This window comes from Bacteroidia bacterium (assembly GCA_039924845.1).
In the GTDB taxonomy this organism is placed as follows: Bacteria; Bacteroidota; Bacteroidia; order DATLTG01; family DATLTG01; genus DATLTG01.
This window is the reverse complement of sequence record JBDTAC010000068.1, coordinates 39085-61363: the sequence shown is the minus strand read 5'-3', so window position 1 is coordinate 61363 and position 22279 is coordinate 39085. Positions and strand designations below refer to the sequence as shown.

The 22279-nt window shown below is 34.7% G+C and carries 19 protein-coding genes; 3 read left to right on the top strand and 16 right to left on the bottom strand.

The genetic code is table 11. The features are described 5' to 3' along the window. Entirely contained in the window at positions 1-231 is a 231-nt protein-coding gene (locus ABIZ51_07550; GenBank protein ID MEO7088628.1) for an acyl carrier protein, read from the bottom strand. 32 nt (positions 232-263) lie between these two features. Then, the gene (locus tag ABIZ51_07545; GenBank protein MEO7088627.1) at positions 264-1271 is read right to left on the bottom strand and encodes a ketoacyl-ACP synthase III; all 1008 of its coding nucleotides are present in this window, start codon (positions 1269-1271) and stop codon (positions 264-266) included. Positions 1272-1384: 113 nt separating this feature from the next. Here ABIZ51_07545 and ABIZ51_07540 point away from each other — a divergent pair, with 113 nt between their 5' ends. Then, positions 1385-3400 (top strand): tetratricopeptide repeat protein, encoded by a 2016-nt coding sequence (locus tag ABIZ51_07540; protein ID MEO7088626.1) that lies wholly within the window; start codon positions 1385-1387, stop codon positions 3398-3400. 12 nt (positions 3401-3412) lie between these two features. Beyond that, a complete protein-coding gene (locus ABIZ51_07535; GenBank protein MEO7088625.1) occupies positions 3413-5392 on the top strand; it encodes a hypothetical protein in 1980 nt (659 codons plus the stop codon). A gap of 88 nt (positions 5393-5480) precedes the next feature. Here the strand turns inward: ABIZ51_07535 and ABIZ51_07530 are convergent, their stop codons facing one another. Both ABIZ51_07530 and ABIZ51_07525 read right to left on the bottom strand, forming a co-directional pair. After that, entirely contained in the window at positions 5481-8075 is a 2595-nt protein-coding gene (locus ABIZ51_07530; protein ID MEO7088624.1) for a phosphatidylglycerol lysyltransferase domain-containing protein, read from the bottom strand. 94 nt (positions 8076-8169) lie between these two features. Continuing rightward, the gene (locus tag ABIZ51_07525; GenBank protein MEO7088623.1) at positions 8170-10170 is read right to left on the bottom strand and encodes a dehydrogenase E1 component subunit alpha/beta; all 2001 of its coding nucleotides are present in this window, start codon (positions 10168-10170) and stop codon (positions 8170-8172) included. Positions 10171-10273: 103 nt separating this feature from the next. On the opposite strand from ABIZ51_07525, the gene ABIZ51_07520 reads away from it, so the two are divergent. Continuing rightward, entirely contained in the window at positions 10274-11566 is a 1293-nt protein-coding gene (locus ABIZ51_07520) for a DegT/DnrJ/EryC1/StrS family aminotransferase (GenBank protein ID MEO7088622.1), read from the top strand. Here the strand turns inward: ABIZ51_07520 and ABIZ51_07515 are convergent. The 12 genes from ABIZ51_07515 to ABIZ51_07460 all read right to left on the bottom strand — a co-directional run bounded on the left by ABIZ51_07515 (position 11533) and on the right by ABIZ51_07460 (position 22099). After that, positions 11533-12024 carry a hypothetical protein gene (locus ABIZ51_07515; protein ID MEO7088621.1) on the bottom strand — a complete coding sequence of 164 codons (492 nt, stop codon included), beginning with the start codon at positions 12022-12024 and terminating at the stop codon, positions 11533-11535. The two genes, ABIZ51_07520 and ABIZ51_07515, sit on opposite strands and share 34 nt — an antisense overlap. Before the next feature lie 39 nt (positions 12025-12063). Continuing rightward, entirely contained in the window at positions 12064-12990 is a 927-nt protein-coding gene (locus ABIZ51_07510; GenBank protein ID MEO7088620.1) for a hypothetical protein, read from the bottom strand. Between the two features lie 50 nt (positions 12991-13040). Next, positions 13041-13202, bottom strand: coding sequence for a hypothetical protein (locus ABIZ51_07505; protein ID MEO7088619.1), 162 nt, complete (start codon positions 13200-13202; stop codon positions 13041-13043). A 4-nt stretch (positions 13203-13206) separates the two neighbouring features. After that, positions 13207-13653 carry a PIN domain-containing protein gene (locus ABIZ51_07500; GenBank protein ID MEO7088618.1) on the bottom strand — a complete coding sequence of 149 codons (447 nt, stop codon included), beginning with the start codon at positions 13651-13653 and terminating at the stop codon, positions 13207-13209. 522 nt (positions 13654-14175) lie between these two features. Beyond that, positions 14176-14607, bottom strand: coding sequence for a hypothetical protein (locus tag ABIZ51_07495; GenBank protein ID MEO7088617.1), 432 nt, complete (start codon positions 14605-14607; stop codon positions 14176-14178). A gap of 94 nt (positions 14608-14701) precedes the next feature. Continuing rightward, positions 14702-15673 carry an RHS repeat-associated core domain-containing protein gene (locus ABIZ51_07490; GenBank protein MEO7088616.1) on the bottom strand — a complete coding sequence of 324 codons (972 nt, stop codon included), beginning with the start codon at positions 15671-15673 and terminating at the stop codon, positions 14702-14704. A 94-nt stretch (positions 15674-15767) separates the two neighbouring features. Then, the gene (locus ABIZ51_07485; protein MEO7088615.1) at positions 15768-16070 is read right to left on the bottom strand and encodes a DUF4325 domain-containing protein; all 303 of its coding nucleotides are present in this window, start codon (positions 16068-16070) and stop codon (positions 15768-15770) included. 22 nt (positions 16071-16092) lie between these two features. Next, entirely contained in the window at positions 16093-16992 is a 900-nt protein-coding gene (locus ABIZ51_07480) for an ATP-binding protein (protein ID MEO7088614.1), read from the bottom strand. A 36-nt stretch (positions 16993-17028) separates the two neighbouring features. Next, a complete protein-coding gene (locus ABIZ51_07475; GenBank protein MEO7088613.1) occupies positions 17029-17886 on the bottom strand; it encodes a tyrosine-type recombinase/integrase in 858 nt (285 codons plus the stop codon). A gap of 52 nt (positions 17887-17938) precedes the next feature. After that, positions 17939-18862 carry a tyrosine-type recombinase/integrase gene (locus ABIZ51_07470; GenBank protein MEO7088612.1) on the bottom strand — a complete coding sequence of 308 codons (924 nt, stop codon included), beginning with the start codon at positions 18860-18862 and terminating at the stop codon, positions 17939-17941. A 163-nt stretch (positions 18863-19025) separates the two neighbouring features. Then, the gene (locus ABIZ51_07465) at positions 19026-20870 is read right to left on the bottom strand and encodes a hypothetical protein (protein ID MEO7088611.1); all 1845 of its coding nucleotides are present in this window, start codon (positions 20868-20870) and stop codon (positions 19026-19028) included. A gap of 44 nt (positions 20871-20914) precedes the next feature. Next, positions 20915-22099, bottom strand: a complete 1185-nt coding sequence (locus ABIZ51_07460) for a DNA adenine methylase (protein MEO7088610.1) — start codon at positions 22097-22099, stop codon at positions 20915-20917. Positions 22100-22279 lie beyond the last annotated feature (180 nt).

Here is a 22279-nt window from a genome sequence, read left to right as displayed (position 1 = left end):
TTATTTTTTGCTTTTCACAATTTGAAAGAGGTCTGAAATGGTAGTGCTTTTTCGTAAATCTTCGCCAGTAATGGTTACATCGTATTCGATATCAATCAAGGCAATAATAATCAGCGCATGCATCGAACTCCATTCTGGAAGATTTCTAAATACTGTTTCTGACTTCAAACTTCCAGGCGTAATTTCCTCGATTTCGTTCTCTATTTGTGTGATAAAATCGTTGATATTCATAAGTTCTGTTTTTTGTAAAAATACAAATTAAATTAGAGTTGAATAATTGTAGCCGCCCAGGATAATCCTACACCGAAGCCTGCCAAAAAAATATTTTTTCCAGGGCTTGCTTTTCCTGCTTTTATGGCTTCATACAAAGCGATTGGAATGGTAGACGAAACTGTATTTCCACAATTTTCCATATAATTAAAAATTTTTTTTTCCGGAATTTTTAATTTTTCTCTGATTTTTTCTATCAAATATAAATTGGCTTGATGAAAAATAAACAAATCTATATCCTCGATTTGTTTATTCGATTTTTCCAATAAATTTTTTACCATTTCTGGAACTTTCTTTAAACCAAAAATAAAAACGCTCGTGCCATCCATGTAAAAACTGGCGGAGTTACTAGTATTTCCGTATTCATCTGTAGTATCTATAAAAGATTTTTCGGAAATCGGATTGCGAACACCTCCATCTTTCACGATTATTTTTTCGAACCTTTTTCCGTCCGTTCCAAAAATAAATTTTTCGATTCCTTTTTTTTCTCTTCCTGAAATAAGCGTTGCGGCGGCTCCATCGCCAAAAACAAAACGAGAACCTTTGTCTTTCGGATGAATTTTTTTTGTGAGTGTAGATGCCGTCAATAACAATATATTTTTCGCCGCGCCTGTTTCGACTAACCCTTTTGCAATGCTCAATCCATATACATATCCGCTACAGCCAAGATTAAAATCAAGCGCTCCACAATGCTGCGACAAGCCTAATTTTTCTTGAATAATACAAGCTGTAGATGGCGTGTAATAATCTAATTCCAGCGAACAAAAAAGCAAAAAATCAATTTCACTTTTATCGATGGAATGCTCATTAAAGAAAATGTTTGCTGCTTCGATGGCAATATCAGAGGAAGTAACAGAATTTTCCACTATTCGCCTTTCTCGAACACCAATTTTTTCTAAATTTTCTTTATTGGAAATAGTTGTGAAAATTGAAAAAAACTCTTCATTCGAAAATATTTTTTCAGGTAAATAATAACTGATGGCTTTGATGTAGGCGTTCACAATTTAAAAAAATTCAGTATAAACAAAAATACATTTTTTTTGATAGAAGCAATATAAAATTTGGAGGTTAGCAATTATTAACGAAATTTGTTTCTCTTCAAAAAAATAGATGGATGGATAAGAGTAAAAAAAAGAAGCCTGAAAAAGTTTTAGTTAACACCGTACCTAATACTCGATTTTTTCGGCTAAAAACTTTTATCTATTTCATCGCATTTGCTTTTATTCTATATGGGAACAGCATTTCCAATAAGTATTCGCTAGACGATGAATTGGTTACTCATTTTAATGGGCAGCCTGCTCAAGGCATTAATGATATTCCTGCAATTTTTACCTCACATTACATTACGCACTATAATAATGGCGAACAATTTGGTTATCGCCCCATCGTAAAGGCGAGCTTTGCGATAGAAAATTCATTGTTTGGCGAAAACCCTCACATCAGCCATCTGATTAATATTTTGCTTTATGCCTTTACGTGCATTTTTCTTTTTTTCCTATTGAAAAAAATACTTTTTAACTACCACATTGCTCTACCTTTTTTAATCAGTACTTTTTTTCTCGTGCATCCGGCACACACAGAAGTGGTGGACAGTTTAAAAAACAGAGATGTCTTGTTTAGTTTTTTTAGCGTTCTTGTAGCACTTTATTTTTTTATACGCTACGCAGAATTCGGAAAAATAAGAGCTTTTAGTGGCGGAATATTTTTTTTCTTATTTGCGCTACTTTCTAAAATTGATGTGCTTCCTTTTTTAATAATTATTCCTTTAACGGTTTATTTTTTTACAGAAACTGGTGGCAAAAAAATAATTTTTATAGTCGTAGGAATACTATTTGCACTTATTATTTCATCACTCTGGCAGCACATTTTGTTTCACACAGAACATGGTGTTCGTCATTTTTTGTATTTTGAAAACCCACTTTATTTCAATCATACTCTTTTAACCCGATTGGGCGCCGGATGCGTTTCATTTTTCTTTTATATAAAATTGTTGTGCTTCCCTAAAACCTTAATTTCCTATTACGGATACAATCAAATTGAAGTTTTACATCCAAATTTTTTTATGGTATTGATTAGCGTACTTGTATCAATAACAGCAATCGCTTATGCTTTTATAAATTTTCGAAAAAAGGATATTTTAGCATTCGGAATTTTCTATTTTTTTATCTCCATTTCCATGTTTTTAAATATCCTTATTCCTGCGGTAGGGATTGTGGCAGAGCGTTTTTCATACATTGCTTCACTCGGTTTTTGCATCGTAATAAGTGTATTGTTATTTCGTATATTTCAAATTCCTTTTACGCTTCGCGAAAGCAAAATAAATTTTTGGAAGAAAAGCTTTTTAAGCCTCGTTTTTTTACTTGTATTTTTCTCTTCCATACGTGTTATTGCACGTAATCCAGATTGGGAAAACCATTTCTCTTTATACACACACGATGTGAAAATTGCTGACAATTCGGCGAAATTAAATGCGCTATATGCAGCAATATGTATGGAACAAGCAAAAAAAACATCTGATAATGATCTTAAAAAAAATTGGATAGAATCCGGAATTTTGCATTACGAAAAAGCGATTTCTATTTATCCGAAATACGCATCGGCATTGCATAATTTAGGGCTTGCTTACGTGATGTATTCTGGAGATTACGCCAAAGCGATTGATTTGATGAAGCAAACGATTGCGTGTGATTCCACTTACGTAGAGGCTTATTTCAACATCGGATCTATTTATCAGATTGAAAAAAAATACGGAGAAGCTGAAAAATATTATTTAAAATCTATTGCGTTAAGACCCGAATTTGTGAATCCGTACAGTAATTTAAGTATGATTTATTGCAGCCGAAAACAATATGAAAAAGCGCTCGCCATAAACGATACCGCTATCAGCAGAGGCGTTAAGTCGGAAGTTCCGTATATTGATATTGGGAATGTATATATTTACGAAAAGGATACAACAAAGGCAATGACTGAATACGATGAAGCGATGCGTATAAATCCAGGAAACGAAGCGCTTTGTGGTTTTTTAGCGCAGTATTACCTTCGTAAAAATGATGTAATTAAATACAATGAATATGAAAATTTGTTGCAACAAGATGAGAAAATAATTCCGCCATCTCCCATTTCAGAATAAGTTTTTGAGCAAATGAAAAATCAACTAATCCATTGTTTAAAAAGTGAGAAACTGAAAATTTGCATTTTTCTGGGAGTTCTTTGCTTTCTGGTTTATGGAAACAGCATTCGTAATGGATATGCACTGGACGATGAGCTTGTTATTTACCAAAATGCTCAAATTCATCAAGGGATAAAAGCAATTCCTGAGATATTTACCACGCGTTATTCGCACGCAGAAAATGAAGATTATGGATATCGCCCCATCGTCAAAGTCAGTTTTGCAATGGAATATTCGCTGTTTGGCGAAAATCCACACATCAGTCATTTTATAAATATTCTGATTTATGCATTTACGTGTATTTTTCTTTTTTTATTCCTGCAAAAATTATTTAAAAATTATTCCATTCTCTTGCCACTGCTCGTTACTACACTGTTTTTGGTGCATCCTATCCATGCTGAAGTAGTAGATAGTTTAAAAAACAGAGACGCATTATTTAGTTTTTTTAGCTCTATTTTGTCTGCATATTTTTTTATAAAATATGCAGAAACCAATCGTGTTAAAAATATTTTTTTGGGAGGAATTACATTCATTGTAGCGATGGCCTCTAAAATTGATGCCATGACGTTTATCGTAATTATTCCCTTATTCCTCTACTTTTTCGGCAAATGTAATTGGAAGCAATTAGTTATTTGTTTTGGATGTTTACTACTTTCGGTAATCGTTTTTATATTGATACAAAAAAAATTATTATTCGGAATTCCAAAACATCGGGTTTTGGGGTACATCGAAAACCCTTTGTATTTTATACGTGGATATGCCACACGGGGAATTGCCGCATTGGCTACTTTTTTTTGGTATATTCAACTATTCGTTTTCCCGAAAAAATTAATTTGTTATTACGGCTACAACCAAGTGGATATTTTGTATCCGAATAAAATGATTCTTATAATGTCGCTTATAATCGTCGTCTCTTTTCTCATCTTGGCATTTATTGGATTAAAGAAAAAAAAGGTTTTTGCATTTGGTATTCTTTATTTTTTTATTTCGATTTCTATGTTCCTTAATATTTTGGTTCCTGCTGTTGGGATTGTCGCTGAACGTTTCGCATACATTCCTTCATTGGGTCTTTGTATTTTATTGGCAATCGGATTATTGGAGATTTTTAAAATCTCTTATACATCACATCAAGTAAGACTTTTGAAACTGAATCGTCCTTTTTTATTTACTATTTCTATCGTATTAGTTTTATTTTCAGTACGGACCATTGCACGAAATTTTGATTGGAAAAATCATTATACCTTATATTCTCACGATATTGTTGTTGCCGAAAAATCCGTCCATTTACAACAACTATATGCTACTAAATGCTTGGAATATTATTACGCTGACGATAACACGACAGGACAAACCAAAGAGCAATTAAAAAATGCTGCAATTGCTTCCTACAAAACTATTTTGGGAATTTATCCCGACGATAGGACTTCGCTAAATGACCTTGGAAAAGCAGAGATGATTTTTGAAAAAAACGATTCTGCCGCACTGCCGCTTTTGCAGAAAGCCGTGGAAGTGGATACGAATTATGTCGTCGCGTTTTTTAACCTTGCCACTTGCGAACATTTACTTGGCAACGACAGTCTTTCAGAAAAATATTTTTTAAAATCCATTGCATTAAACCCTCATTTTATGCCCGCTTACGTCAGTTTGACCAATTTATATTTACATCACGAATTTTACGATGCTGCTTTTGCGCTCAATTATGGAGCTTTAGATAAAGGAATAAAATCGGCAGCCATTTACTCCAATTTAGGAACCATTTATTTATGGAAAAACGATTCTCTGAAAACGGCAGATTACTACGAAATCGCTGTTCGTACAGATTCTATAAATAATGTAGATTGTCGTTTTTTAGAAAATTATTTTTTGAAAAAAGGAAACATCGAAAAATATAAGAAGTATCAAAAACTTTCCGCTCAAAAAATAATCCATCACGAAGAAGATATTCGCTTTTGAAAAATTATTTTTTTGAAGCCTCTTTTTGAAGTCAAAATTTCGAATTGAAAAATTATTTTTTTAAATCATTTTTTCGAAAAGAAAAAACTTATTCTTTTGTAACTTTCGAAATGGCGCTGGGTATTTGCAATAAATCGTAACTGTTATCATAAATCAAAAATTTATTTTTCCAGTCGGGTCCAAATTTTTCTTTGTAATCTCTCAAGCCTTTGTAATGTGAAAAGGAGCGAATATTTTCGTAAGCGAATTTCATTGTTTTTTCCGTAAAGTTTTCGCCTTTTTCAATTCCTGAAAGTGTTGCCAAACCTAAATTTACGTAGCGAATATTTTTTGTTTTAAAATACTCAAACATACTCACCATTAAAAAATCGAGTGAGCCGTTGGGCGCCGCATTTGTTTTTCGAATTAAATCGTACGTGCCACTTTCTGGAAAATAATCTGGCATTATATTTACAAAAGCCACTACTTGTTCTTCCGCATTTTCAACAGTCAAAATAGGCGTTATTTTCAAAGTTTCGAAATCAAAAATACCTTGCGATAAATACAATTCATCTCTATTATTATCCTTCAACCATTCGTCTGAAACAGATTTTAATTTTTGCAAAACGCCATCCTTTACAGGCGCTTCGTGTATTTTTAAATGATAACCCGAAGTTTCTACTTTCTTAATCGCATTGCGAATGGATTTCATTTTTCCACCTTGCAAACTAAATGTAGAAAGATCCAAAACGGCTTCTTGACCAATAATTAAATGCTTTTTTTTCAATGAAGTATAAATCGGCAAACTGGCTTCTGGAACTCGATAATAAAGCGCTTTCAGTCCATTGTCACGACAATATTTTTCAAATTCGACAATGGCTTCTGTCATTTTGTTTACATCGGCACAAACTGGATCTTCCAATACAATGGCATAATTTCCGCCGACTTTATAAGAAATAAATGCTTCGCGATCGGCAGTAAAAAAGAAATATTTATCCAAATAAGTTTTGAAATAATCGAGCGATGATTTTCCATATTTCTGTACTAATTTTTCCGCTTCATCTACCTCACTTTCTTCCGATTGTTGGTCTTTCACAAAAGGTCGCAAAATACTGAACAGCACAAACGAAATGGCTGCAAAGCCAAAGAAATAAATAGAAAATAAAAAATTTCGCGCAAATTTTGTGTGTGGATGGAGTTCTCCGGCATCAAATAAAAAGAATATTTTCAAAAATGTTTTTATAGATGCCGTCCACGAAAAATCTATTTGGAAATGTCGTTTGTCTAAAAAATAAAATCCGAGAATTCCGTATAAAAAAACACAGGCAAAAGTGATTAAAAAAGTAGTAATACTGAGTCGTGCCAAACGTGGATCAGGTTTCACAGAATATTGTTTTTTCGTGTAAATAAGTGCTGCGCAAGATATCAGCGCAAGCGTGGCTTCTTCGTAATCAAAGGCTTTTGCGATGTGTCCCAAAACGGATAAGGCAGTAATCACAACCGCCAACCACCACGCAGTTTTTACACCTCGTAACAAATACATGGATAAAATAATCAACATAAATCCAAAAACAATTACTAAAAAATTAGAAATATTGATGACATCCAAAGGCAAAATACTTTCCAGCAAATGCAATCGTGCTGGTATAGATGGAGTGATGGCAGAAATAATATTAATGATGCCGAGAATTAAAATAATGATGGAAGGCAAAATGCGCAATAGTAAATTATCTTTCTTTAAAATAAACGTAACAGCGCCTGTTAAAAGCGGCAACCAAAATTCGAAAAACCGAAATAATAATGTTACAGAAGCTGCGCCAATAGTAGTAAATCCGTATTGAACCAAAGTGTACGTCATGGTTACTTCGATGGCTCCCATGCCGCGCAAAAATGGAGAAACAATGAGTAACATCACCATCACCACATAGGCAATTATGGCGGCTTCGAATGAAGGTGAAATACCGAGTGCCAACATGGCGATATACACGTGCGCAATACCGACTACTTCGATAAAAAAGGAAAGAATATTTACTAAAATAAAATTTTTCTTACTTACTTTTTGATTTCGAAGTTCATCTAAAATCATTGCTAAATCAGGTACGTAGCGAATGACAAAGCGATACACGACTCCTTCTTTCATCAAAGAATAAGCAGCGAAAACTAAAATAAAAATCAGTAAAATCAATCCCCCAAAAGCGAACATTTCGTTGGACGTAATGCTGTTTTTGAGAAGCATGTACAGCAAAGTTGGGATGGCAACAACCGCGACCGAAACAATTCCGCAAAGCCCGTAAATGTAGGATGCAAAATGAATTTGTGTTTTCGTAATATTTTTTTGTTCGATGGGTTTTGTGAAAAAAGCGAGCGAAGAAAAACCTCCGGCAGGCAAGAAAACACTCACTACATTTCGTTTTAAAAATAAAATGCAAGCTGTTTTTAAACCCACTTTTTGGTAAATGGATTTAAAACTGTATTGATACATCAAGCCTTGCAGCAGAATGTAAAAAATGGTAAAAAGAAATCCGATGCCTACGTAAAATAAATTGGCATTTTCTAATTTGTCTTGAATGGCGACCAATTCCAAGTGCTGATTTTTCACGAAAAACAAACACAAAGAAAGCATCAGCAAAGCCAGCAATACTTGCCAAACGGATTTTTTGCTGAAGGTTTCGATTAGTTTTGATCGCAATCTGCGCTTGCCCATTCCTGAAAAATAATTTCCTCAAATTTAGCGTATTCTTGGAAAAGATTCATCTAAAATTCAACTCTTAAAAAAAGGCTTCCGAAAATTATTTTTTTCAATAGTTAAAAAGCGCTATTAATTGTTTTTCAAATCTCTCTTTCGGTAAAAAATCAGCTTCTAATTCTGCCGACATCGGAACGGGAGTATCCAAACTCGCGCTCCGCACCACTGGCGCATCCAGACTTTCAAAACAATTTTCAGAAATCATGGAGGCAATTTCGCCGCCAATTCCGCCTGTAAAAGTATCTTCGTGCAACACCAAAGCTTTTCCAGTTTTTTTCACGGAATCAATAATAGCTTGTTTGTCGTAAGGCAATAAAGTTCGCAAATCAATCAAGTCGGCAGAAATTTCAGGATGCAAATTCAAAATCTCTAAAGCCCAATGCACGCCCATTCCGTAGGTAATAACAGAAAGTTGAGTTCCTGTTTTCAACAATTTTGCTTTTCCAATTTCAATCGTATAATAATCATCCGAAATATCTTCCGAAATACTTCTGTAAAGTGCTTTGTGTTCGAAAAACAAAACTGGGTTTGTATCGTCAAAAGCTGCTAACAACAAACCTTTTGCATCAGATGGAAAAGCAGGATACACAATTTTTAATCCGGGTGTATGAAAAAACCAAGCTTCGTTAGATTGAGAATGAAACGGTCCAGCTCCTACGCCTGCACCTGTCGGCATACGAATTACCACATCGGCATTTTGTCCCCAACGGTAATGCGATTTCGCTAAATTATTGATAATTTGATTGAATCCACAGGTTACGAAATCCGCAAACTGCATTTCCACCATTGCCTTAAAACCGTTGATAGACAAGCCGAATCCAGAACCGATAATCGCCGATTCGCACAAAGGCGTATTGCGCACACGCTCTTTTCCAAACTCCGCCAAAAAGCCTTCCGTGATTTTAAAAACTCCACCGTACTCCGCAATATCTTGTCCCATTAAAACCAATTCAGAATGTTTTCTCATCGCCTGACGTAAACCATCAGAAATAGCGTCAATCAAACGTTTACTTGATTTTTTTTCAGATTTCGGAGCAACGGAAACATTTGCAAAAGGTGCGTACATATCACCTAATTCTCTTTGCGCATCTGGCTTTACGATGTTTTCAGCGTATGCAATTTCCAAGCCTTTATCAATTTCCTGTTTTATTTCGCTGCGGTATTCTTGAATAATCGTTTCGGTCAACACACTTTCTTCCAACAAATATTTTTCATAATTATTCAGAGGATCTTTTTTTCCCCATTCTTCCATCAATTCTTTCGGAACATATTTGGTACCCGACGCTTCTTCGTGTCCGCGCATACGAAACGTCATACATTCCAACAATATCGGATGCGGACGTTTACGAATGGATTCTGCAATTTTCAAAACCGTGTCGTACACTTCCAACACATTATTTCCGTCTACCTGCACGCCTTCCATCCCATAACCAATGGCTTTATCAATAAATTGTTTACAACGAAATTGCTCGTTCGAAGGCGTAGACAAACCATAACCGTTATTTTCCACAACAAAAATAACTGGCAAATCCCACACAGCAGCCACGTTCAGCGATTCATGAAAATCACCTTCGCTCGCGCCGCCATCACCCGAATAAACTGCTGTTACTTGATTGTTTTTTTTCAAAAGATTCCCCAATGCAATTCCGTCGGCAATCCCCAATTGCGGACCGAGATGCGAAATCATTCCGATAATTTTATATTCCTGCGTTCCGAAATGAAACGAGCGATCTCTACCTTTTGTAAAGCCGCTTTCTTTCCCTTGAAATTGAGCAAAAAGACGATTCAAAGGAATTTCACGCGAAGTAAAAACACCCAGATTGCGGTGCATCGGCAAAATATATTCTTCTTTTTCCAATGCCATCGCCACTCCCACAGATGAAGCTTCTTGTCCGATACCCGAAAACCATTTGGAAATTTTTCCTTGACGAAGTAATAAAAGCATTTTTTCTTCTATCATGCGCGGCTTCAGTAAGCCATTGTAGAGCGCAAGAAGGGTAGAATCTTTGTATTTTTTTCGGTTAAACCGAATTTCTGTTTGAGCTGTAATCATAAAAATATTTTTCTGGCAGACAAAGTTATACAAAAGACCGATTATAGCGAAAGTGTTTCTTCATTTTCAATCGTTTTATACCTTTGCTTTTCAAACTTTTTTTATGATCCCATTTTCGCCTCCGCACATCGACCAAAAAATAATCGACGAAGTAACGCTCGCCTTGCAATCTGGCTGGATTACCACCGGTCCGAAAACAAAATTTTTCGAGAAAGAAATAACACACTATTGCGGCAACAAAAGCACGCTGTGTTTAAATTCGGCTACGGCAGGCATGGAATTAATGTTGCGTTGGTTTGGTGTAAAAGCCGGCGACGAAGTTATTCTTCCAGCTTATACGTATGCCGCTACTGCCAATGTAATTATGCACTGCGGCGCTACTCCTGTTTTTGTGGATGTGAATAAAAATGATTTTAATATTTCCATTTCTGCGATTGAAAAAGCAATTACATCCAAAACAAAAGTAATTATGCCAGTGGATTTTGGTGGATTTCCATGTGATTACGATGAATTAAATGAATTAGTCATTCGTTTGAAAAATAAATTTTCGGGAGATACTTTAGAACAAAAAAAATTAGGTCGTATTTTAATTCTCGCAGATGCAGCACATTCGTTTGGCGCGATTTATAAAAACCGTACATCGGGCAGTTTAACAGATGTTTCGGTCTTTTCTTTTCATGCCGTAAAAAATTTAACTACTGCCGAAGGTGGCGCCATTGCACTGAATTTTCCCGCTCCTTTTGATAACGATAGTTTGTATCAATCGCTTTGCATAAAATCTTTGCACGGACAAAATAAAGATGCGCTGGCAAAATCACAAAAAGGAAATTGGCGCTACGATATTGTAGAACCCGGCTATAAATGCAACATGACGGACATCGCAGCATCCATTGGCAGAGTAGAATTAGCGCGTTATAAAAACGACACCTTAGTAAAACGGAAACACATTATTTCTGTTTACAATCAATACCTTTCCAAACACAAATGGGCAGAAATTCCAGAACAAAATACAAATGAGAAAACTTCTTCCTTCCATTTATATCCTTTGCGGATAAAAGGAATTACGGAACCACAACGCGACGAAATCATTCAATCTATTTTTGATTTAGATGTTTCCGTGAACGTGCATTTTATTCCCGTTCCGATGATGAGTTTTTACAAATCGCTTGGATATGATGTAAAAAACTATCCTGTTACATTCGATAATTATTCGCGTGAAATATCCTTGCCTGTTTTTTATGATTTAACAGATGACCAAGTCAAAACCGTTGCAAATGCTGTCATTGCATCTGTTGAGAAAGTGCTTTCGAAAAAATTATTTTTTGAAACTTGTTTTTTCTCCAATAATTGGTGGTTGAAAAATTATTTTTTTAACCGACCAAAACGCAAGCTGTAAAAAAGGGGCAGTCTACTAATTTTATAAGGAGCACCCAATGTTTTTAATACTTCTTCCATCTTTCGAGTCATTAAACAAGTGATGATAATTTCTTCTCCTTTTGTTGTGATAAGGCGAGTGTAAAAATAATACTGCATTCCTATAATGGCGAAATTGTACGATACTGCCATGTACACAACTATTTTTTCAAAATCTTGGTTTTTGTATTTTTTTTCAACACCATTTTTTTTCACAATTAGTTCGTCAAAATTTATGGTAATTTCTTCTCCTTTGTTTCTTAAGTAATATTCTATATGTAAATAAATGGCAGGAAGAGCAGAAAATAACCATCCACAAGTAAGTGCTATTAAGTATCCTAAACCTGGAAAAAAATATAAATAAATACCCATTATAACAATCCCAAAAATTTGATAGTTAAAGGCATCGAATTGGTTTTTAAGGGTAATTTTTAAGGTCATAATGTTTTTATGTTTTAACGAGGAGTCCACAGCCTCTGTTTATAGTATAAAATGATTACTTGTAATAATCTTTTCAAATTCTTGAGATTCTTTTGAATATTCTTTTGAAGATTTTTTTGGAAGATGATCGTACGCTTTTTCTCCTAACCAGAAAAGTCCTCCTACAGCTCCTCCTAATAAAGCACCAGCAGGGTCAAATCCTGTTGAACCGATTCCTGCCCCAATCCCTATTGACTCTAATAATCCATAAGAAACTGCTAAGTCCGTTCCAACCGAAAGAACAGTTCCTGTTGTTTTGTAGGCAAATCTTTTGCCACTTATTTCTCCACTTACGTAATCTTCTCTATTAGCCTCAAAATTAAGAATGTCGCCTCCGTAGCCTATAAAATTCAATCCATCTCCTGCATATCCTACTACTGCTGCAACATGGCTATTTTTTACTATTTTGGCTGTTTCTTTTAAACCAGAACCTAAATCACCAATTAAATCCAAAGATTCTCCATTATTCTTAGCAAAACTTACCGTATCTCCTAAAATAGCATTTTGTGCAGACTGAGGAACTTCACTTTCAGTAGGAGGCGGTTTTGGTCTATCTGCCACTATTGATACTGGTTTCAAATTTTTTAAAGGTAAGCCGCTACTACTTGAAGGCAATGTATCCTTACCAAAAGGATCGCAGTAAACAATCGGATTATCACCAAAACCAACATAAGGAGATTCCCCTGCTTTTGTTTTCGTGTCTAAGCTCCAACACCTGCCACCTAAACGGGTGTCCAGTTCTCTAAACTCGGTGGTGTAGGCGTTTCCAGTGCCATAAATCTCATCGTCTTTCTCCATTCCACTTAATCCGAACCTAAATCTTCCTGTATAGGTTTCAACAAAACTAACTGAAATAGAAAAATTATTTTTCATTTTTTTCTTTTGATAAAAATACAAAAAAAGTTGTATTAAAAATAAAAAATCCATTCCTTTTGAGAATGGATTTTAAACAATTTTAATCAAGAATAAATATAGTACTAAGCAGCTTTTTGTGTCTTAGACGTAATTTTATATTTTTTTCGCACCTTCTCCATATCCTTCAATAAAAGGTCTATGCTTTGATAGTACTTTTCACCCATTTTGTTTCTGATGTCCCGTGTCATTTGCACAGCATCAAATTTTTTCTTTCCCGTTTTCATTTTCTTATTCATTTTTAGTTAAAATTTCTCTTGGAGTTCTTATCTCCATTAATGGATAACCATTTTTTAAATTTACAGCGTTATACAGCCTAATTCTATCCAAGTTTACAATATGCTTAAAATTCCAGCTAACAAGAACATCCAAACGATTAACTGTTGCTGTTGCAATATGTAATGCATCGTTAAAGGATTTAGCTGTTATTGCTTTCTCCTTAATATAATTCCTCGCTAATTGTATGCTCTCAGTATCTAACAAAATTCGTTCCGTTTTTATTGATTCAAAAAATGTCATAATATGCTTTGGTGCATTTTCGAGTTCTTGAATAGTTAAATCAGAAACCACAGGAATTTTCGTTCGCTTTTCAAACTCCTTAAATAACTTGATTGTCCATTCTTCAAATTCTTCATCAAAATATCCTCCTATAACCGATGTGTCAATATATACACGCATACTTACTGTCTTTTAACTATTACAAAAATATCGAAAATTTCATTCCATTTTACAATTTTTCATTTTTTTAATTTAACGGAAACCATTTATTGATAAGCGTTCTTTGTTCGTTTAAATTATTTTGTTTGTAGCGTTCGGTAGAAGAAGTCCAGCGATGACCTGCTAATAATTGAACCTGTTCTAAGAATATTTTTTTCTCGTTCAGCCAATTAGCAATAACACTTTGTGGAATTGTTTTCGGTTAGCAATTTGAAATTCCAATCGGCAAAATCATTTCCAATTTTTTTTTCTTTTAAGTCCTCTCCTTTGGGGAGGATTTAGGTGGGGCTGAATGGTCCATTGCTCTGCTTCCCCTCTTGGCTACGCTATCCCTGATACGGCTGAAATGGTTTTCAAAAACTTTTTTTTGCAAACTCTTTTTTTTCGTTCAGAAAATTATTTTTTGAAAACTTTTTTTTCGTTTGAAAAATTATTTTATGAATTAAAAAGCTCAGGTGCAAATTGGAACACTACCAACACTACCTACTTGTCCCAGTTACAAATTCCTTTTGTAAAGATGATATTATCCATAATTACCACAATGTCTTTTATATTATCATCTTTTGAAAGGTATTCAATCGAATTTGAAACTTTTTGTTCATCATCTAATTCTATTAAATAATAATAATTAAACTCACATAAACCACTATTGCATCCTTCTAATTGGGATTTGAATAAAACAAAATTAACGTTACTGTTTCGTACTGTGTCGCTGTTATATATTCCTTGATAAACAAACATTAATCCTTTGTCGTAAATAAGTCCAACGTTGATAAATAACGAATCCTGATTAACGATAAAATAATCTGTTTTCCCTTTACTCGTATTATAAATATGATTATACGATAAACTAAATTGGATTGAGTCGGGGCGAGTAAACACATCCAATGAGGAATCCTCAATCGAGGAGCCCATAAGAAATTCGCTCGAAATATCTTTTATACTAATTTTTTGTCCTAAACAAGGCAAATTTAAAAGCAAGGCAATTAGTAAAAAACAAAATGAAGTACTAATTCCCTTTCGCTCCTGTTGCTTTTTTATATTCATCTGTAACTTTCATAAATGTAGTTCCGTAAGTTTTACCTCCTATTCCTATTCCTCCATACGCAGCAGTAGTTTCCCATTTATAATCATAGGTGCCTCGTATGCCAGTTTCTTTTCCCGCTTTATTAAAAAAATATCCCACGCCAGGTTTAGCATTGTTTTTTAAACCAAATAAATTATCTGCTTGAGAGGAAAAACGTAACCCTTCAGCCCATTTTTCTTTAGGGCTAGCAATGTCATTTCCTGCCCAGTTTGTTCCACCATTTGAGTAATCTACACCATCTGTCAAAGCATTAATTGCACCAGCAATAGCAGTTTGCTGAAATGTTCCATTTCTTGCTTTGTCTGAAGTATTGCTAAATATTTTAAACTGAGCGTTTGGATTACTTGAAGCGTAAGCAATAACAGATTTCCCGCTAATTTTTTTATAATTCAACATCGCACTTGCTATTCCCCATACTTCTTTTTTGTTATAAACTTTATCACCGACAGAACTTTCTCCATATGCAGTACCTGCAAATTTGATAAATTCAGAGTGATTGATATTTAATGATCGTGGATTTATTGGAACGAAAACTGTAGCTGTTTTAGTCTTTTGAACTTCTACATCGTCCGCTGTAAAAACTTGCTGACTTTTACCGATTCGTTTTATAAATTGTCCATTTGGTTTATAATAAAACTCTAGCCCATCTCTATCAATCCCTGCAATAGGCGTATTACTTGAAAATTGGAAAGGTGTTAGCATCGGATATTTTGCCGTCAAAGGGTCAACACTCATAAACCTACCCAATCTCGCATCGTACATCCTCATGCCGTAATCGTAGGCGTTTCCAGTTCCGTATAGCTCGTTATCTTTTTCTTTTCCGTTGAAGCCGAAACTAAATCTTCCTGTATAGGTTTCAAAAAAACTAACTGAAATGGAAAAAGTATTTTTCATTTTTTTCTTTCGATAAAAATACAAAATAAATTGCATGAAAAATAAAAAATCCATTCCTTTTGAGAATGGATTTTAAACAATTTTAATCAAGAAATCAGCTAACAAGATTATTCAAATCTTGCAGGTATTTTTTAATTGCCATCGCGTGAGATGGGAAATAATTTATAAGGACTACACGTTCTTTAATCTTGTCATAGCCGTATCTGTCATACAATTCTCCGAAAGTCGAATTAAGAAATGATGACGATAACGGAGTGCAATCTTTTAGCGATAATTTTACATTTTTGCCTGTGTCCATCGCTTTACTCATCGCTAAGTATAAAGCAAGTCCCTCCGTTGTGGTAGCTGTACCAGCAACAGTATCCATCAGGTTTATTACTACAGTCTTAGTGTTCATGGGGCATATATATTTTGCAAAGTTACAAATAAAATTCTTGTTCGGAAATCTCTTCTGTTTCAAGAGGTCTTAGATTCTCTGTTTTCAGTTTAATTACAATCTGAGTACCTGGAAAATTATTAGCGATGGCTCTTTTACGAAAGTAAGTACTATTTTGTTCCACAAATCCGTGATTTGAAGTAATTGTCAAACCACTTTTTAGCGTTTTAACAGCTGAGATAACATTGTTAAGCCCGAAACCTCTGTTCTGTGGAGTAGATTTTGTGGAAAATCCTTTTTCGAAGGCTTTCTCCAAAGCTTCGTCATCTGTCAAAGGTTCTTTCCCTTCTTGTTTTAAAAACGTGTTGATTGTGTTTGGAATTCCTTTACCAAAATCACACATCGACAATACTATTTCGTTTTTGTTCGGATAATATTGTGTGAAAACATATCCGCTCACTTCTGATTGTGCGTGGTCAATAATGTTGTTAAATATTTCTACCAAAGCCGTATCCAACGGCTGTAAATCTTTACCGCTAAAAAAATGATTCCGATAATAATTTGTCGACATAGAAGTATAAGGGCTTATCATTTCAGGATGTAATTTCCAAAGGCAAAATGCAGTTCCTATTTGTGTTTGTCTATAGTCTTTTCTGTTAAATCCTTCTTCCCAATATTGAAAAAAATTAAGTTTTTCCAAATACTTCGCTCCTTTAGAACTTGTGTTTTTGAAACTAATTTCAATTTTTTTTAAATGATATTCTTCAATCAAACAAGCTAATGACACAACGTGATGTGGTTTAATAAATCTTACATTAAGCATATCAAACTCTATCGTTTGTGGGTGTTTATTTAATTTAGTAAGCCTGTTTTGATTTAAAAAATCAGCCCAATCCTCAGTAATATTAGATGTTTCAACTGCTAAATAATGTGTCTCCTTCATTTGAAATAAAATTAATTCATAGTACAAAAGTAAAATTTAATTTAACGGAAACCATTTATTGATAAGCGTTCTTTGTTCGTTGAGATTATTTTGTTTGTATCGTTCGGTAGAAGAAGTCCAGCGATGCCCTGCCAATAATTGAACTTGTTCGAGTGGTATTTTTTTCTCGTTGAGCCAGTTAGCAATAACACTTTGACGAATCGTTTTTGTGTTTAAATTTCTATCAGGAAAAAGCGGTTTATAGGTAAAGATTAAATAATTGAAATGTTCGTTGTTTAGCGGTTTTCCTGTGCTTCCTGTGAGTACTGTTTGTACCTGTGCTTCTCTTTTTACTTCGTGTATTAATCGGTAAAGCAAATTAAATTGTTTCGGATGAATCTCTAAATGCCTTTGAGAATGCTGCTTACTTTCTTTGATAAAAATTATTCCATTTTCTAAATTGATGTGTTCTGTTTTTAAGTGTATAATTTCTGAAACACTTAGTCCTTGATAAATCAGCAAGGATACAATTGTTTGATTTCTGAGTTTGTTGTCAGCATAACGCTCTTCTCTTTCCATCAGTATTTCTAATTCTTTGCTTGAAAATAAATCTTGATGAATTATATCTCTTGTTCTTTTGCTTTTTAAATACAGCGTTTTACACGGATGAAAATTTCTTTTTCCGATTTCAATTAAATAATCATAATACTTTTTTATACCTGCAAGTACTGTATTGGAAGTATATGTATCGGGATAGAATTTTCTAACATCGCTCATGTAGTTAAGTATGTCTTGATGTTTGTATTCATCGGCTTTCGGATGTGAGCTGAGGAAGACGGAAACCGTATAGAGATAACTCTTAATCGTTTGTGCCGTGTGGTGCTGTTCGTGTAAATAATTTTCAAGTGTTTTCATTTGTTTCGCTTTTTCAATTTGTAATTTTCAATTATCAATTCTCCATTTTCAATTAGCTGTTTCTGTGAATCGCTATTTTAAAATTTAGTTGTTGCTTTCTGCGCTTGGAATAAATGTGTGAAGTATCAATACTTTGATGCCCCAAAAAATTCTTTACAAATTCAATATCTGCTCCTTTGTCAAGCAAGTGAGTAGCGATGCTATGACGTAGAGAGTGCAAACAGATTTCTTTTTTTATTGTTGTTCTTTTTAGAATTTCTTTCAAATCTTTGTACAAGTTGTCTCCTTGCATTCTTAATCCTGAATTGTTTAAAATAAAAGAGGATTCGATGTGTTTTTGTCTTCTGTTGATGTATTGTTCTCTTTCGTAAATCAAATATTCTCGAAGTGATTGTAGTACACTATCCGAAAGTGGAACAGTTCTGCTTCTGTGATTCTTTCCATCTCTAACTAATAAAAGTCCTTTGCTCAATTGTACATCGGACGTATTCAAATTTTGTATTTCTGTTCTTCGCAATCCACATCCATAAGCCAGCGATAGAATCGCTTTTTCTCTTTTTGTTTTTGTTGCCTGATACAATTCTTTTGTTTCTTCTACACTCAGCATTTCTCTTTCTCCATTTTTACCGATACTGAATTTTGGTAAACGTGCAGGAGAACCTTCTATGATACCCACATCCGTCAAATAATCAAAAAAGAGGCGTAGGGCAAAAAGCTGTCCTCTTATCATTGAATTGCTCAAGCCGCCTAATCTGCGTTTATTTGGTCTTTCTCCTAAGTATTCATAATATGCTATCACATCGCTTGCTTTAACCTGTTTTACGTCTGTAATAGTTTTGCTTTCCAAAAAGAATAAAAATTCACGTGCGCTTACTGCATACATTTCTGATTTAGCATAGCCTTTTGTTTGCAATGCTTTTGCAAAATCTTGATAATACTGTTCGTATTGTTTGTTGTAGAGTGGTAGGCTTTTCATTTTTATTAAATTAAGGATTCAGAATTAAGAATGCAGAATTTTTGTTCGGTGTTTTTGTTTCGTGTTTTTTCATTTTCAATTCTCCATTATCCATTTTCAATTAATTTTTAATTCTTGCTGTAAACTATGTACTCTTGGAATTATGGAACGCCAAGAGCTTTTCTCAGTGCTGCATAAGAGGTGGCGTTCCAAGCTCTTTGGAACGCCAAGAACCACCAAAAGCGCAGAATGCGCTTTTAATTCTTTCTTTCTCGGTTTTCATATCGTCCCAATAGGTTATTTTGTATTGAAAACCTCTGTTGGCATAACCGCCTATTCTCTGCACGTATTCCAATTTTTCCAGTTCTTCCATTTGCCGAAAGCATTGTGTTTTACTTAGGTTTAATGCAAGCCTAATTTCTCTTTGCGTAAAGACTATGCCGCTGTGCGGCTGACTATTTATTTTATCGGTTTGATTCGCGTTTTCGCTTTTTGTTGGTTCGGATAAAAGAACAGGCTGTGCCTGTGCCTGTTTCTCTTTATTGATAGTTGTAACATAGTTTTTCAGTTCATCAAAAAAATGTCTGAGAGAAGAATCCAAGTCATCTATTTTCATCATTATAGCATCAAAGAAAATTCGGCTCGCGATTTCTATGTCTTGTTCCTCAGTGATTAATCTACCTTGTTCGTCTTTCTTGCGTTGGTATTGATGCAACAGCGTGATTTGTTTTATGAAAACTTGGTACTGAGTATGTAGCCTTCGCATAGTTTTAGCTTGTAGCGGAATTTGTATTTTATCTGAATACGGATTCACAACTTCCATCGGCTGTAATGCTCTGATACAATTTTGTAAAAAAAATTTCGCTTTTTCTTCTTCTTTGCTGTCTATGTGTCCTGCTAATTTTTTGTGTTGATACTCCATTATTTTTTTTGTTTGTTCTTGGCTTTCGTCTATGCCTATCATAACAGAACGGTTCATGGTATCGTAGTGCATTTCTGCTTGGGTGGTAGCTATCAAAGAAGCAAAATGGCTCTTGACTGTTTTCATCGTTGATACTATCGCTCCTGTGCGATCCTTTTGTGTGGTGGAACAATGAATCGTTCCTGCGCTTTGTAATTCTCTGAAAGCATATCCAGCTTCTTCTTCTAATGAATCATAATCTTGAAGTAGGATAACTTTATCCATCAGTTCTTCTTTGTTGTAATGGTAAAAGGATTTACTTGTTACTCGTGTCATACTGAGTACATCTTCTTGCGGCAGGCATTGTCCTATCGTATTTATCAAATGACTTTTTCCGCTTCCGCTGTTTCCTTGAACCAATACATGAAGTGTTTCTTTCATCTTGTAAGTAGAAGCAACAACAAATAAAAGTCTGCGACTATTTTCTTCTCCTACCACGCCTGATTGTTCAATCAGCTTGTCTATGTTTTGCATCAAATTTTTGTTTGACAAAAATGCTACGCAATTTTTTTTTGTTTCGGGTAATAGGGCTGCGTAATTTCTTTTATTATTAAAAACAGGCTGTGCCTGTTCTGTTTGTTTTTCTCGAAAAGTTTCGAGTAAATCCGTCAGCAGGATTAAATCGTTTTCTATGCCTGCAGTGTTTTGATGAAACAGTTCTGCGATTTGTGCTGCAAATTGCAGGAGGTGTTGCCGCTCGTATAAATCTATTTTTACTCTTTCTTTTCTGCCGTGTTTTTTTTCTTCTACCATCAAGGTTATTTGCATACTGCCCAAGTCTTGACCTAACGCGCCCAATACATTGTAATCGTTTTCCGTCCTGCTTAAAACCAATTTATATTCATTCACTACTCTTAACTGTGGCGGCAAGGCAATGAGTTTAGCAATTCCATCGCTGGCATATTTTTGATAAAATTCATTCAAGTTTTCCTTTTCAGGAATTGCTACTCTTTGAACTTTGGCTCTTACACCTATCTCTCGTATCTGCTCCTCCACAGCCGCAGGCTGTTCTATTGTTTGTTCGTTTTCCACAGCCATAGGCTGCTTTATTATTTGTTCGTTTTCCATTTTATATTTTCATTTTGTAATTCGTAATTCTTAATCCTGCATTCTTAATTCTTAATTTGTAAATCAGTGGCAGAGCCACATTTCTCAATTAAAATAATTTCTTCCAAGTCATTTAATCCTTCTATCGCTTCGATATGTTCTTTACTCATTTCTCCGTTGTGCAAAGCGAGAACAGCTTCTTTGTTATCCATCACATTGGATTCTAAAAGTGTAGCTGCATCCAAAATAGTTTCTGTTAGGTACAAGCGTTTGCATTGTGGATGTGGGTAGTTCGGATAAAGTCCTAAGCTGTTTAAATATTCCTGTTTGTCTTTTGTAATGCCGATAGCATAAAAGTTTAGCACTTCGTTTTCTTTGTTACGTAGTGGAAAAAGAATCGCGTTTTTTCCAAAACAACAATAGCCTGTTTCTCCTGTATTGGTAGCTGCGGTGGATGCTATTAAAAATCCGATGCTTTTTAGTTCTTCAATAAATTCTTTGGTTTTCCGATGATGGATTTGTCCTGAATTAAATACCGCTCCGCTCTTTTCTATACTCAAAGATTTGTTTTGCAACCACTTTTTTGCTGTGGTAGATTTGGCACTTCGTATCCCATTGTTCATAGAGGCATGGAGCTTTTTAAATACCGCTTTATCTGAGGGTGTCGGCTGAAAGGCTTGCCCTCGCGCATCATAGATGTTTTTCATGCTTGCGAACCACGACACTTTTTTTTGTTTGTGCAAGCATTTTATAGCACTATATTTTATCCGAAGCCCTTGTTTTTGCTTGCGAGTATGAATTTTTTGTTGCAGCGCATCGTAGCTATAAACCATCACTTCTGTTTTCTTTTTTTTTGTTTGATGACTGAGAAGTATCGTTTGTTCTTTTTCTTGTTTGCGCCAGTTGTTTTTTGTTACGTAGGTATTGAGCAGTTCGGACGGATAACTACTCAGTAGAAATTTACCTTGTATCTTTTCAAGTGCTTGTAATAGCTTTTCGTAGTCTTGTTCTGTATAGCCTTTGTAATGTCCGCAGTCGGAATTAAAATAGGGTGGGTCGAGATAAAAAAAAGTATCCTTGCCATCGTATTGCTCAATTACTTTTAGCGCATCCTTGCATTCTATTTGTACCTGCTCTAATCGCTTGGCATATTCTTTTGTAAACGCTTCTCGTTTATTGGAAAGCGTCCTGCCAATAATTGAACTTGTTCGAGCGGTATTTTTTCTCGTTGAGCCAGTTGGCAATAACACTTTGCCAAATTGTTTTTGTGTTTAAATTTCTATCAGGAAAAAGCGACTTGCAAATAATCTGCAATTAGTAATTATCAATTATTAATTACTAATTCTCCATTGTCAATTGCTGCTGCTCCTTCTTGTAGCTACACCATCCCTGATACGGCTGAAATGGTTTTTAAAAACTTTTTTTTGCAA

What these genes read in the sequence shown, in the direction of transcription:
- ABIZ51_07550 (MEO7088628.1), bottom strand. Translation starts at nt 231, where the DNA reads ATGAATATCAACGATTTTATCACACAAATAGAGAACGAAATCGAGGAA.
- ABIZ51_07540 (MEO7088626.1), top strand. Translation starts at nt 1,385, where the DNA reads ATGGATAAGAGTAAAAAAAAGAAGCCTGAAAAAGTTTTAGTTAACACC.
- ABIZ51_07535 (MEO7088625.1), top strand. Translation starts at nt 3,413, where the DNA reads ATGAAAAATCAACTAATCCATTGTTTAAAAAGTGAGAAACTGAAAATT.
- ABIZ51_07530 (MEO7088624.1), bottom strand. Translation starts at nt 8,075, where the DNA reads ATGGGCAAGCGCAGATTGCGATCAAAACTAATCGAAACCTTCAGCAAA.
- ABIZ51_07525 (MEO7088623.1), bottom strand. Translation starts at nt 10,170, where the DNA reads ATGATTACAGCTCAAACAGAAATTCGGTTTAACCGAAAAAAATACAAA.
- ABIZ51_07520 (MEO7088622.1), top strand. Translation starts at nt 10,274, where the DNA reads ATGATCCCATTTTCGCCTCCGCACATCGACCAAAAAATAATCGACGAA.
- ABIZ51_07515 (MEO7088621.1), bottom strand. Translation starts at nt 12,024, where the DNA reads ATGACCTTAAAAATTACCCTTAAAAACCAATTCGATGCCTTTAACTAT.
- ABIZ51_07510 (MEO7088620.1), bottom strand. Translation starts at nt 12,990, where the DNA reads ATGGATTTTTTATTTTTAATACAACTTTTTTTGTATTTTTATCAAAAG.
- ABIZ51_07505 (MEO7088619.1), bottom strand. Translation starts at nt 13,202, where the DNA reads ATGAAAACGGGAAAGAAAAAATTTGATGCTGTGCAAATGACACGGGAC.
- ABIZ51_07500 (MEO7088618.1), bottom strand. Translation starts at nt 13,653, where the DNA reads ATGCGTGTATATATTGACACATCGGTTATAGGAGGATATTTTGATGAA.
- ABIZ51_07495 (MEO7088617.1), bottom strand. Translation starts at nt 14,607, where the DNA reads ATGGGCTCCTCGATTGAGGATTCCTCATTGGATGTGTTTACTCGCCCC.
- ABIZ51_07490 (MEO7088616.1), bottom strand. Translation starts at nt 15,673, where the DNA reads ATGAAAAATACTTTTTCCATTTCAGTTAGTTTTTTTGAAACCTATACA.
- ABIZ51_07485 (MEO7088615.1), bottom strand. Translation starts at nt 16,070, where the DNA reads ATGAACACTAAGACTGTAGTAATAAACCTGATGGATACTGTTGCTGGT.
- ABIZ51_07480 (MEO7088614.1), bottom strand. Translation starts at nt 16,992, where the DNA reads ATGAAGGAGACACATTATTTAGCAGTTGAAACATCTAATATTACTGAG.
- ABIZ51_07475 (MEO7088613.1), bottom strand. Translation starts at nt 17,886, where the DNA reads ATGAAAACACTTGAAAATTATTTACACGAACAGCACCACACGGCACAA.
- ABIZ51_07470 (MEO7088612.1), bottom strand. Translation starts at nt 18,862, where the DNA reads ATGAAAAGCCTACCACTCTACAACAAACAATACGAACAGTATTATCAA.
- ABIZ51_07465 (MEO7088611.1), bottom strand. Translation starts at nt 20,870, where the DNA reads ATGGAAAACGAACAAATAATAAAGCAGCCTATGGCTGTGGAAAACGAA.